The following is a 13,199-nucleotide window of genomic DNA, read 5'->3' on the forward strand; positions in this document are numbered from 1 at the left end:
AGTTAAGAGTTGGGATTCAATCAACTTTCAGCAAAACTTTTCATTATATCATAAAATTATTTTGCAAGAGGTCTAATTATCACAACACCCGCAATGAGTCAAATTCCTTGGTCTGGTTTTTGTTGATAGGGTGACGTGAGCGATATCCTCTATTGACTGTTTTATAATTTAGACTTTAAAGTATAAGTAAAATTCACTGAAAAAACATGAAAATTTCTCATAAAGCTCCTCAAACTTCTGTGCAAGTACGCGACTGGCCGATCGCACATTTACCGGGATTGAGCAAGGAAAACCAATCTCAACTGGAAGAGTGCAGTATCACCACAACCGGACAACTAATTCGCCTGACGAAAACGCAAGCGGCGAAAGTGTTGCTAGCCAATCAATTACAGATTAACATTCAATATGTTAATAAATGGGTAGCGATGGCAAATTTGGCTGGAATTCCAAGTGTAGGGTGTCAGTATTGCGGGCTGTTACTGCACGCCGGCGTTGCTTCTCCGGCTCAATTGGCTCAAATGCCCGTGGAGAGATTGCACCAACAAGTTTTAAGGCTGCACGTAGCGACAATGCAGCGCAATGACTTGACTCCTTCAGTCGATCGCGTGCAAAAATGGGTTCAACAAGCTAGATTAGTCAGTAGTCATTAGTCATTAGTCATTAGTTAGTAGTCATTATTATGTCAATTCAAGTTTACGGAATCCCCAACTGCGGAACCTGCAAAAAAGCTTTCCAGTGGCTCAAAGATAGCGATGTTAATTACGAGTTCATTAACACAAAAGAACAGCCGCCGACTCGCGAAACAATCCAAAGCTGGGTAGCTGCTTTAGGTTTTGAACCCATGCGAAATACTTCCGGTCAATCTTACCGCGCTTTGGGCGATGACAAGAAAAATTGGACTAGCGAACAGTGGGTAGATGCTTTTGCTAAGGATGCGATGCTGCTGAAACGTCCTCTTTTCGTTAAAGATGGAACGGCTGTTTTAGTAGGTTTCAAAGAAGACGTAATTCGAGAAAAATTGGAGCTTTCAAGGGGCTAAGTTCAGCCAGTTGTTCGCCGCAAAAACTTAAGTTCGCCCACATCATCCGAGAAACCCCAACGCTCGTAAAACGGCATCATGTTCGGCAAACAATTAAGATAAAAATGCTCGACAGCTTGCAATTTGGGATGAGTTAAAACTGCATCCATTAACTTCGCACCCAGTCCCATCTTTCTGTGTGTCGGCTTGATGATGACATCAAAAATCATGGCTCTGTAGACAAAATCGGTAATGACGCGGGTAATGCCAATTAGTCGATCGGTCTCATCGACAAAACCAATGGTAACATCAGTTGCCTCCAGCATTTTCACAACATCCTCCCGCGTCCGCTTGTCGCTCCAAAACTCGTTTTTGTACAAATCCATCAAGTCGGAAACCTGGCTTTCGGTCAAAGTTTCGACAATTCGGTAGTTATCCATATCTTCCCTCATAAAAATTAGAAGACTAAAGTCCTCACCACCCACCAAGTTATTATTGTTTTACTGTTACCAAGCTAGACATTGCTTCACCCCATAGCATGAAGTTTACTGCTGCACTTCCGTTTCCGGGCTTTCAAATACCACTTTTGCATAAATCTCGCTCATCGACATTTGCACTCCCAAGGAAGCAAAAGAAACTGTTGCTGTCTCTCCCTCATATTCCCGAAATAACCATTCATTTGGTTCGGTTTTAATATATTGTGCGACTAAAAACTCAGATTGATTGACTAACACATATTCACAGAATTCAGGGATAGATCGATAAAACCGAAACTTATCCTCTCGATCGAAATCCTTGGTAGACTTAGAAAGCACTTCCACGATGAGCATCGGATTGAGGATCTCATCACTGCGTCCCTCGGTAAAAACTGGCTCCCCTTCAATCACCATCACATCCGGGTAAGTTCCCCGTCGATACCGAGGAATCCACAACCGCAAATCGTTGTGAAAAAGCTCATAGGGCTGCCCCTCAAGCAAATTTCCCAAGACTCTACTCAAATTTCGGATAATCCGGCTGTGATTAATACTACCACCACTCATTTGTACAATTTCTCCATCGCGGTATTCATTTCTAAACTCAGCAGTTTCCTCTAACTCCCGGTACTCATCTGGAGTATAAAACTTTGCCTTACTTTGTACTAACATTGTTGCCTCTGTACTAACTTTTATCTGCGTTAATCTGCCTACATCTGCGGTTAAAAATCATAATTAACAGTATATCACAACAAAAAAGAAACGCCCAACTGCAAAGAGTCAGGCGTTTTCCACTATTTCAAAAACAGGAAAAATTAATCCCGGCTAGACACCAAATTAGAGTCAATTTTCGCACCCACAACAGGTTGCACCTGACTCAAAGCCGACTGCAACATGGGAGTTTTGGTAATAGCATCATTGGCCAAATTAAACAAAGGATTCGACAAAATTCCCGCCAATGTTGTCGCCACCAAAGTGAGTACAACGCTGACTTGCAAAGGCCGCATTCCCTGAAGGTTCCAGCGAACTTCGGGATAATTTTTCACCGCGTCTGACATTTCTTGAGGTTCTTTTACTACCATCATCTTGACAACGCGGATGTAATAGTAAATCGAAACTACGCTGGTAATTAATCCCAGAATAACTAAGCCGTAAAGTCCTGCTTGCCAGCCGGCCCAGAACAGATAGATTTTGCCGAAAAATCCAGCCAGGGGCGGAATTCCACCGAGAGAAAGCAGGCAAATACTTAAGGCTAAAGTTAACAGCGGGTCTTTTTGGTACAAACCGGAGTATTCGCTAATTTGGTCGGTTCCAGTCCGCAGCGAGAACAGGATTATGCAAGCGAAAGCGCCCAAGTTCATAAACAGGTAAACCAACAGATAAAATATCATGCTGGAGTAACCGGCTTCTGTTCCTGCAATCAAACCCAGCATCACAAAACCGGCTTGGGCGATCGACGAATAAGCCAAAAGCCGCTTCATGCTAGTCTGGGCGAGGGCAACCACATTTCCTAACACCATGCTGAGAATGGCTAAGGCCGTGAACACGAAGTGCCACTGTTCGATAAGTGCGGGGAAAGCAGTTGTTAACAAGCGGATTGCTAGGGCAAAACCGGCTGCTTTGGAACCGACAGAAAGAAAGGCAACAACGGGTGTAGGAGAACCTTCGTAAACGTCTGGAGTCCATTGGTGGAAGGGAACCGCAGAGATTTTGAAGGCGATGCCGGCGATCGCAAAAACTAAAGCAATCACCAAACCGAGAGATTGACCTTCGTTCACAGTAGAAAGGTTAGCAGCGATCGCACTTAACTGAGTTTCGCCCCCCGACAATCCGTACAGCAGCGAAATCCCGTAGAGAAACACCGCCGAAGAAGAAGCCCCAATTAACAAATATTTCAAAGCAGCTTCATTGGAACGCGGGTCGCGTTTTGTGTAACCCGTCAGCAAATAAGACGAGATACTCAGAGTTTCCAACGAAATAAAAATCATCACCAATTCATCAGCGCCGCTGAGGAACATTCCCCCCAAAGTAGCGGTGAGTAAAATGCCGATGAATTCCGCTAAAGCAGTACCAGTTTGCAGTACATAGCGGACGGATATCAAAATAGTGACAGCCGCAGTCAAAGCGATAATTCCGCGAAACACTAAACTCAAGGCATCGCTGTTAAAACCGCCTAGAAACGAGATGGTATCAACGTTATCCCACTGCAAACACAAGGCAGCGACGGCGGCTAGCAAACCCGCAACGGCAACGTAGGGAGTCCAACCAGATGAACTGCGGCCTACGATTAAATCGCCGACGAGAACCACCAAGAGGGTGATGATGACAATTCCCTCTGGCAAGATAGTTCCAGCATTTAGCTGGGCAGCAAGAGTAGCAAAATCCATATTTTCAGGCAGGTTGGGTAGTACAAGCCGCAAAGGCTGTAATGGGCTGTGAACTTGTAAAAATTCTTTACCAAACACAGATTGTAGCGGATTACAGCTTCGCGATCCCAATTGGGCGGGTGTTTGTTGCCGGAGAGTTGATACTCGGTAGCGGTTTTGCATACATGGGCGGGCATTGTAGAGATTGCTGAGTGATGTCACCTGCGACTAGAGTCGCGATCGACCATAACTGCCACAATGTAGAAAGTTAAACCAATAATTCGCCATGACTGAAAGCATCGAGGATACCCGCCACGTGATTCATCCGTCCAGAAATAAAAAACCTGTATCCGATAAAGGATCCCCCGAATTTATCTCGCACAAGTCAATGCTTCAATTCTAAAATCGAAAATCGAAAATCGAAAATCGATTGACTGACTCGCTAAGTGCCTACAAACCGCAGATTATCAATGACTTCAACAACCGCCCCGACTAGGAAAATGAATTTCACAAACAAGCTGCAACTCGGTTAGTAGAATTGGTCAAAGTGCGATCGGGCAAGCTTGTTCTAGATATCGCCGCCGGAACAAGTTTAGTGGCTATTGCGGAAGATGCACTTAGGTCGATCGGGATCAAGAAAATATGAGTCGGCTTTTTTACACCAAGAATCCTCTAGCTAGTATGTCTAAATTACTCAATTACATCTGTATATTTATTACCTGCTGGCTGCTGTTTGCTTGTCAGTCTTCGGCACCTCTAAAAGTAAAACCTCCTGCCCTAAAAGTATCTTGTGTTCCTTTTGTTGGCTATACACCTCTGATCATTGCTCAAGAGAAAGGATTCTTCAAAGCGCAAGGGGTAGACGTGGAACTCAGCTATATAAAGCACTCACAATTGCTTTTCGCGGATTTCAGTGCAGGGAAGTATGATGCGATCGCATTGACCTTGGGCGATTTTGTGATTTTGAGTGCCACATATCCTGATATGCAAGCTGTGATGGTTGTGGATGAATCGACAGGGGCAGATGTGGTAGTCGCGCAATCGGATATTAAAACAATCCCTAACTTGAAAGGAAAAAAGCTTGGTGCAACTCTAGGCGACTTTAGCGAGGTTTTCGTTACTGAGATGTTGAAAACCTCTAAGCTGACAAGCGATGATGTTAGACTGGTTAAAGTCGAGACTTTTGAAGTTCCCAATCGCTTACAAAACAATGCTATCCAAGCAGGACACACTTGGGAACCCTATCTTTCTGAAGCATTAAAATTAGGGGCGCATATCCTGTTTACAAGCAAACAAACCCCAGGCTTAATTTTGGATTTAATCGCGTTTCGGGGTGAGGTGATACGCGATCGCCCCGAAGATATTCGCGCCTTTGTGCGAGGCTGGCTTCAAGGCTTGTCATATTGGGAAGCAAATATTACCGAAGGAAAGGAGATCGTCAGCAAAGCATTGAATATGCCCATCAATACCATTTCTTTCGACGGAATAGACTTTACTGACTTTGCAGACAATCAAAATTTATTTCAATCAAACAGTCATAATTATATCTACAAAACTGCCAAAAAATATACGGACTTTTTTATTCGCGCTGGCAATGTGACGCGCCTTCCCAATCTAGAAACCTTGTTCAATTCTTCTTTCTTAACCCCCCCCTCCTAGTCTCAAACCATGAAGCGATTGTTTTTCAACAGCATTCGTACAAAGTTAATCGTGTCGTTTCTCGTCGTTGCTCTGATTCCGTTGCTGTTGCTAGCATTTGTCAACAAGCAGACAACTGAAAAGGCATTGACCGACAACGCACGACAAGCGCTATCTGCGGCGGCTAACGAAACCGCTTACAGAATAGATGGGTTTATCGATGGGAATCTCAATGCCGTGCGCGTAGAAGCGATTTTACCAGGTTTGGCTGCCTATCTGGGCATACCTCCAGAACGGCGAAATGGTAGTCCCCAAGAGATGTTAGCGACTGAAACCTTAACCAGGCTCAGTCGCAAAGATACGCTTAATATTATCTCCTATGCCTTGCTCAACTTAAAGGGACGGAATGTACTCGATACGAATACACTGGATGTGGGACGAGATGAATCCGGTCAAGATTACTTCCAAGAACCGCTCAAAACTCAACTATCTTTTGTTTCTAGCATTAGGCAATCGCCGACAATTCCCAACCTCGTTACGCTCTTCTTTAGCAGTCCTGTTCGCGATGCGAAGGGAAATATATTGGGTGTATTGCGGGTGACATACAATGCCACATCTGTCCAGCAGTTGGTGAGTCGGAAAACTGAACGTGCAGGTGCGAAATCGTTAGCCGTTCTTTTAGATGAGAACTATATCCATCTGGCACATAGCACTACACCGGAACTCCTTTTCAAATCAATTGTACCTTTGTCACCCAATGTTGTAGTGAAACTGCAACGCGAAGGGCGTTTGCCTAAAAATATAACGGAAGAACTTGCAATCAATTTGCCCGACATCAAGCAGGCTTTAGACACTAAACAGCCTTATCTAATCACACGATTGACAGCTACGGGTAATAATGAGTTAAGCCTCTTAGCGATCGCCCGCCTGCAATATCAACCTTGGTCAGTTCTTTTCGCACAACCCATTGCCGTTGCCCTAGCACCTGTAGAAAAACAAATACAGGATGCACTTCTTTTATTAGCAATCATCGCCACAATTGTAACTATCATCGCTTTGGCGATCGCACAACTATTAACCAAGCCTCTGATTTACCTCACCCAAGCGGTTGCCCAGTTTACGGCGGGTCACTTAGATATGCGTGTGAAGATGGGATCGCGAGACGAAATTGGTCTGCTAGCACGATCCTTCAACAGCATGGCGAGGCAAATTCAAGAATCATTTGAAACCCTCGAAGACAAAGTTAAAGAACGAACATCAGAACTCGCTAATGCTAATCAGGAAATCATGACCCTCAACGAAAAACTCAAAGTAGACAACCTCCGTTTAGGTGCAGAAGTGAATGTGGCGCGTCAGATCCAGCAAATGATTTTGCCTAACCCTCATGAACTGGAAATTGAGGGACTAGATATCGCCGGATACATGGAACCCGCCGATGAAGTAGGAGGGGACTACTACGACGTGCTACAGATCGATGGTGTTGTCACACTGGCGATCGGTGATGTCACCGGACATGGCCTGGAAAGCGGCATTCTAATGCTGATGGCGCAAACCTCAGTTCGCACCCTGCAAGAGATTCGTGGACTAGATCCAGTTCGATTCCTGGATGTACTCAACCGTACCCTCTACAAAAACGTGCAGCGCATGAATTCTGAGAAAAGTCTGACGCTGGCGATTTTGAACTACTCCGAAGGACGGATCAGCATCAGCGGTCAGCATGAAGAAACGCTAGTGGTGCGAAAAAATGGAGATGTTGAGCGCATCGACACGATGGAGTTAGGCTTCCCGATCGCTTTAGATGATGATATCGCAGACTTCATCAGTCACGTCCTGATTGAGCTAGAACCTGGAGATGGCGTGGTGCTTTATACTGATGGGATTCCAGAAGCCTATAACATCCGCAAAAAGCAGTATGGACTAAAGCAATTGTGTCAAGTAATTAGTCAAAATTGGCACAAGTCTGCAGCAGGAGTTAAGGATGCGGTGATTGTAGATGTGCGGCAACATATTGGTAAGCAGAAAGTGTTTGATGATATTACGTTGCTAGTCTTTAAGCGGCAGGCTGAGGTTACTGAAAATGGAAATTTAGTTAATAATAATATTATATAGCACGTCTATTTGAGTCGTGAATGTAGAACAACCTGAAACGCTTGTGATGATTGAATCAATTGTTTACAAATCAAATGGTTTTGCTATACCCAATAAAATCCTAAAATGAAGAACCTAGTTTGAGGAATAATTTATGAAAGTAAACTACTAAGAAAGAATGGATTTAATAGCATACGAGTTAAAAATAATTTAGTCAGAGCAGGGAACTCTACCTAATAAATAAAAAATTCAGGCACTTTATTGGTTAAAGACTGGAGCGATTAAAAGCCTTACAGATGTAGCTGAACGTTTAGGTGTACATAGAATTACTGTACATAGATGCTTAAAACAATATAGTGCTCGCGGTCTGTCAGATCGGCGATCCCAAATAATAAAAAGTTAGGCACACTATGTATTAGCCTTAATCTATCTTACGTTTTTTAGGTAGCTACTTAGAAGATGGTTTGGGAACTGCAACGGTGGTAACACGGACATTCGGATCGAGGGCGTCACCTTGAGAGTAAATATAATCAAATGCCGATCGATCTTTAAGCATATGTGCCCGCAAAAATAGCGCGCTCCAACGGGCGATCGTTTCAATACCCACGGCTCGCTCTAAGGTAGCAGTATTGCGATCGGGCATCGCACCAGCGGGGTTATTAACATCGGTAATGCCGAAGTGATTTGCACCCATAACAGTAATCAAAGCTTTGGGTGGTGTTTGAATTTGGTCAAAAGTGCTGTGAGCTCGATCGGGCAGGGCGACACCATCGATAGATCCTTGAATCAACGCCACTGCAATGCCATCATTAGCGATGGGTACAAATTCATTAGCAATAGGATTCCGCAAGTTAGCTCCAAAAAATGCAGCAGCTAATAGTTCTTTCGGGCGCGTAAATGGCTCTTGACACAAATACAATTCTGGGAGACATTTGTTAGCAATCACCGATAACCCCACTGCACCACCAAAAGAATGACCCAATAAACCAAGGCGCTGCGTATCGATAACAGACGCGATCGGAGATGTGGGCTTTGTATTTTCGATCGCCATTTGAGACAAAACCGCCCCAATTTGGGAAGTTTCCGACGCCAAATTAGGCGGTGAAGTGGGATTGAAGGGCGAAGGCCGCAAATGGTTCGGAACAACCACCACAAAGCCGTACCGTGCCACATGGCTAGCGTAATCTGAATAAAATGATTTATCTACAAGCGCACCTTGCAATAAAAGCACAATGGGAAAAGAGTAATTACCAGAATTAAGATCGGATGGTTTAGGATAATAAATATCAACTAAATCGTTATTACCCGATATAGTCGTACTGTAAAAGCTAGTCTCTTTAAATGGCGGTCTATCATCGATTATTGTCGCAAAAACTTTGCCACCAATGACAACAAACGCAGCAATTACACAAATAATTGCTAGAGTTTTTACTGAAAAAAAATCATGGTTTAAATTCATCATTATTTTGGGTTTGAGAGTGCGTGCATCAGCTACTAAAAAAAAGCAAGTTGGCGACTTGCCATTAAGGGAAATTTGTGTAAAAATTGCCAATCAAATGATATCATGTCCCCTCGATCGCAATTTGTGTAGGGGCGGGTTCACCCACAATACCTGCCAATAATTGACAATCTCAAAAACCCGCCCCGACCGGGATAGTATGGTTAATCGATCGAACATGATATGACTCCTAAATAAACACGATTCCCGATCTTACACCATTTTTGAATACTTGAAGTTTAGTGTGGCTTATAGCCCGACCAAATCCTCTTTATAAAAACCTTTTCTAGAGTGGTAAATCGGAATTTCGATTGCCAATGTCGCCCCTTGATCCGGTATCGAAAAACAACTCAGTTGTCCCCCGTGGTCGTCCACTACAATAGTATAGCTAATCGATAACCCCAAACCCTTCCCTGTTCCCACTGTCTTCGTTGTAAAAAATGGCTCAAATATGCGTTGTTGAATCTCTTCGGTTATGCCGAGGCCATTATCAGTAATATAAATACCCACTTGAAAGTCGGAGAGTAACTTCGTGCAAATAGTAATAGTAGGGATCGAGCTGCTATCATCTACATCATTTGCCCAACGTTTTGGGGATTGCAACGCTTCAATCGCATTAGTCAGAACATTCATAAAAACCTGATTCATTTGCCCCGCGTAGCATTCTATCTTTGGCAGATTATCATACTCTTTTACCACTTTAATTATCGTTTGCTGTGCTTCATCTTTCAGCCGATGCTGCAAAATCATCAGCGTACTCTCAATTCCTTCATGGATATCCACCGCTTTTAACTCAGCTTCATCGAGTCGGGAAAAATTCCGCAGCGATTGCACTATTTCTCCAATTCGATCAGCTCCTATGCTCATAGAAGCAATTAGCTTCGGCAAGTCATTCCTGAGAAAAGCGAAATCGATTGCCTCCAGTTGTTCCTGGATAGCTGCTGTGGGATTGGGGAAATCTTCTGTGTAAAGTTGCACCAGCCTCAGCAAATCTTCAGTGTACTCCCTTACGGGCGAGAGGTTCCCTTTAATGAAACTAATCGGATTGTTAATTTCGTGAGCTACCCCCGCTACGACATTCCCTAAACTTGACATTTTCTCGCTTTGGATGAGCTGAGCTTGTGCATTTTGTAACTGTTGTAGAGCCAGCTCTAGTTGTTGGGATTTATTCCGCTCTTTAGCCTCAGACTCCTGCAATCGCGCATTTTGCTCGTGCATTTTTTTTTGCAAACGCTGAATAGTTAGTTGATTTTCGACACGAGCTAAAACTTCTTCTAAATGAAATGGCTTGGTGATGTAGTCTACTCCTCCCACAGCAAATGCTTTGACTTTATCCAAGACTCGATCTAGGGCGCTCAAGAAAATAACTGGAATACCCGAAGTTCTGCCATCCGCTTTTAAATGTTGGCAAACTTCATAGCCGTTCATCTGGGGCATCGTGATGTCCAATAAAATCAAATCTGGCGGGGTAGAACGCGCTGCTTTTAATGCCATTTCCCCGTTGATTACGCCCCGAACTTTATATCCTTTGTCGCTCAACATAGTCGATAAAAGACGCAGGTTGTCGGGAGTATCGTCAACCACTAAAAGATTGGCAACATGAGATGCTAATTGCTGGCTGTTCATGGGATTATTTGTTCGGTTAAGTCAGTAATTTTATCAAATCGAAAATTATGAATCCAATCGGTGATAATCTCTGCAGAAAAACTATCGGATTCAGGGATTGTGGAGACTAAACTTAAAATCAGGCCGGCATCAGCATCGATAGCTCCATGATGTAACTGTCTCACCCAATCCGTAGGCATTGTCGCCAAAGTTGTCCTTAATTTTTCAGTTTTTTTCCCTTCTTTTACACTCAAGTCTTGACCCTCAACGTGAGATAATGTAACGTTCGGTAAATCTTCATAAATATACTGTACCCCTAAATGTTCAGCCATTTTGGCAAAAATCACTTCTTCTTGAAAAGGCTTGCTCACAAAATCGTCACAGCCTGATGATAAAACAATGGCTCGCTCTTCCTCAAAAGCGCTAGCGGTCAACGCAACAATTGGGGTAGCCTCATCTTGAATCTTGGCTTTAATTTGTCTGGTAGCCTCATACCCGTCTATCACAGGCATTTGCATATCCATCCAAATTAGGTGAGGTTTCCAAGTCTCCCAGATTCTAATAGCTTCTTGACCATTTACTGCTTCGCGCACCTCCAAGCCAAGCGGTTCGAGAAGATCAACCAATAGCAAACGGCTCTCCCATTTATCATCAACCACCAAGATGCGATATGAGGGTTGGTTGGGTTGTAAACCAATTACCCGCCTTCTTGATTGTCGAGGTTGAACTTCAGCCATCTCTGGGGAACTAATTTGGATATCAAAACTAAAAATTGTTCCTCGATGCAAGGTACTGCTGACGGTAATGTCTCCTCCCATCAGTTGTACGAATTGTCGGCTGATTGGTAAACCCAAGCCTGTTCCTTCTTGAGATTTCCGACCTGCGTCAGTTTGCACAAAAGCCTTAAATAAAGAATCTAGCTCAGTAGGAGCAATGCCGTAACCAGTGTCTTCCACTTCAAACGTAATAGTCCGTGGTTCGTTGTCTGTTGGGGACTTTTGTTTCGCACTAATTGCTGCTACCCTAAGCGTCACACTTCCCTTGCTCGTAAACTTTATCGCATTTCCTAGCAGATTAATCAATACTTGACGCAATTTACTTTCGTCAGTTTTTACATACTGAGGAATGTTAGAATCGATGTGCCAACTGAGCTGTAAATCTTTAGAATCCGCTTTAATTTTGAGCATTTCTTCGAGAGAATGGAGCAAATGATACAGGTCAAAGCTAGTAGGATTTAAGGTAATCCGACCTGCCTCTATTTTAGACATTTCCAGCACGTCATTAATCAGCGTCAGCAAATGCTCGCCAGAACGACTAATGATGCCTATCTGTCCCTGCTGTATCTGAGAAAGGGATGAGTCGCGCGCCAGCACTTGGGTAAAGCCGAGAATTGCATTGAGGGGAGTTCGCAATTCGTGACTCATTTTTGATAAAAATTCGCTTTTAGCCTTGTTAGCCGCATCTGCAACTTCTTTGGATTTTTGTAAGGCTGCCTCTGCTTTTTTACTTTCCGTAATATCGCTAGCTGTGCCAGTTATTCCGAGAATTTTTCCCTCGGAATCCCGCAATACAAGTGAATTAAACCGGAGATTGATAGGTCTACTATCTTTAGCTAATTGTATAGTTTCATACTGAAATACAGACTCTCCATTCAGCATACGTTGGAATATCTTTTTATCTTTTGGAAGTTGTTCAGGTAGCTGAAAATCACTAAATTTTCGCCCTATCATTTCTTTAGGCAAGTAGCCAAATATATGTTTTACAGCAGCGTTGACGAAGGTATAACGCCCTTCGATATCAAGTGACCAAATCATATCCTGCGATGTTTCAACTAAGTCACGGTATTTAGCCTCGCTTTCTTTGAGCGCTTCTTCTACCCTTTGACGCTCGGTAATGTCGTTAGTGACTAACAGAATACACGCTTCTCCACCCAGCTCAATAATATCTGCTGATACCAGCATCTTTCTCACCTCGCCTGATGAAGTACGACAATCGAATTCCTGATTGCGAACCACTCCTGATTCTTGCAAGAGCTGTCTGTATCTGTCACATTCTTCTAAATTACCCCAAAAATTCAAATCAATTGCTGTAAAACCAATTACCTGTTCGCGAGAGTAGCTAAAAGTGCGGAGGAAACTGTCGTTCACTTCGATGTAGCGTCCATCTGCAAATCGGGCGATCGCGATCGGGTTAGGACTGGAACGAAAGGCTTTAGAAAACTTTTCCTCAGACTTGCCCAAGGCTCTTTCTGTCTGCATCCTAACAGCGATTTCCTGTTGCAATTCTTGCGTTCTTTCTATAACCTTACGTTCCAGCGTTCGCGAGTATTCCCCTAATCGATCGTAAAGCTGAGCATTCTCAATGGAAATAGCAATTTGGGAAGATAAAAGTTTTAACAACTCAAGCCGATCCGTAGTAAAAGCCCCTTCAGTCAGATTATTTTCCAAATAAAGAAGGCCAGTCAACTTACCTTGGTGCAGCAGAGGAGTGCAAAGAATAGACTTCGGTTGAGT

At 43.5% G+C, this 13,199-nt stretch carries 11 protein-coding genes; 5 read left to right on the forward strand and 6 right to left on the reverse strand.

From position 1 onward, the window contains the following. Positions 1 to 206 precede the first annotated feature (206 nt). Positions 207 to 650: a DUF4332 domain-containing protein gene (locus QT973_RS26275; protein WP_333053804.1), complete on the forward strand. Its 444-nt coding sequence runs from the start codon at positions 207 to 209 to the stop codon at positions 648 to 650. Between the two features lie 29 nt (positions 651 to 679). Beyond that, on the forward strand, positions 680 to 1,039 hold the full coding sequence (locus tag QT973_RS26280) for a Spx/MgsR family RNA polymerase-binding regulatory protein (protein ID WP_333053803.1): 360 nt from the start codon (positions 680 to 682) through the stop codon (positions 1,037 to 1,039). A 2-nt stretch (positions 1,040 to 1,041) separates the two neighbouring features. Here QT973_RS26280 and QT973_RS26285 read toward each other — a convergent pair whose 3' ends face one another. The 3 genes from QT973_RS26285 to QT973_RS26295 form a co-directional block, all read right to left on the reverse strand. Further along, positions 1,042 to 1,458, reverse strand: a complete 417-nt coding sequence (locus QT973_RS26285; protein WP_333053802.1) for a GNAT family N-acetyltransferase — start codon at positions 1,456 to 1,458, stop codon at positions 1,042 to 1,044. A 105-nt stretch (positions 1,459 to 1,563) separates the two neighbouring features. Then, the gene (locus tag QT973_RS26290; RefSeq protein ID WP_333053801.1) at positions 1,564 to 2,163 is read right to left on the reverse strand and encodes a Uma2 family endonuclease; all 600 of its coding nucleotides are present in this window, start codon (positions 2,161 to 2,163) and stop codon (positions 1,564 to 1,566) included. Between the two features lie 143 nt (positions 2,164 to 2,306). Then, positions 2,307 to 3,878, reverse strand: a complete 1,572-nt coding sequence (locus QT973_RS26295) for an NAD(P)H-quinone oxidoreductase subunit N (protein WP_333053961.1) — start codon at positions 3,876 to 3,878, stop codon at positions 2,307 to 2,309. Positions 3,879 to 4,538: 660 nt separating this feature from the next. Between QT973_RS26295 and QT973_RS26300 the strand changes: the two genes are divergently transcribed. The 3 genes from QT973_RS26300 to QT973_RS26310 all read left to right on the forward strand — a co-directional run bounded on the left by QT973_RS26300 (position 4,539) and on the right by QT973_RS26310 (position 7,986). After that, complete coding sequence (locus QT973_RS26300; protein WP_333053799.1) at positions 4,539 to 5,516, forward strand: ABC transporter substrate-binding protein; 978 nt, start codon at positions 4,539 to 4,541, stop codon at positions 5,514 to 5,516. Positions 5,517 to 5,525: 9 nt separating this feature from the next. Then, positions 5,526 to 7,604 (forward strand): SpoIIE family protein phosphatase, encoded by a 2,079-nt coding sequence (locus QT973_RS26305; protein ID WP_333053798.1) that lies wholly within the window; start codon positions 5,526 to 5,528, stop codon positions 7,602 to 7,604. A 226-nt stretch (positions 7,605 to 7,830) separates the two neighbouring features. Beyond that, a complete protein-coding gene (locus QT973_RS26310; protein ID WP_333053959.1) occupies positions 7,831 to 7,986 on the forward strand; it encodes a helix-turn-helix domain-containing protein in 156 nt (51 codons plus the stop codon). Between the two features lie 45 nt (positions 7,987 to 8,031). On the opposite strand, the gene QT973_RS26315 is transcribed toward QT973_RS26310, so the two are convergent. The 3 genes from QT973_RS26315 to QT973_RS26325 form a co-directional block, all read right to left on the reverse strand. Next, positions 8,032 to 9,045, reverse strand: coding sequence for a poly(ethylene terephthalate) hydrolase family protein (locus tag QT973_RS26315; protein WP_333263190.1), 1,014 nt, complete (start codon positions 9,043 to 9,045; stop codon positions 8,032 to 8,034). 285 nt (positions 9,046 to 9,330) lie between these two features. Next, on the reverse strand, positions 9,331 to 10,707 hold the full coding sequence (locus QT973_RS26320; RefSeq protein WP_333338648.1) for a response regulator: 1,377 nt from the start codon (positions 10,705 to 10,707) through the stop codon (positions 9,331 to 9,333). After that, a partial coding sequence (locus QT973_RS26325; RefSeq protein WP_333392526.1) for a PAS domain S-box protein occupies positions 10,704 to 13,199 on the reverse strand: 2,496 nt, incomplete at its 5' end. The genes QT973_RS26325 and QT973_RS26320, both read right to left, overlap by 4 nt.

It is taken from the genome of Microcoleus sp. Z1_A1 (assembly GCF_036700305.1).
Lineage (GTDB): Bacteria > Cyanobacteriota > Cyanobacteriia > Cyanobacteriales > Microcoleaceae > Microcoleus.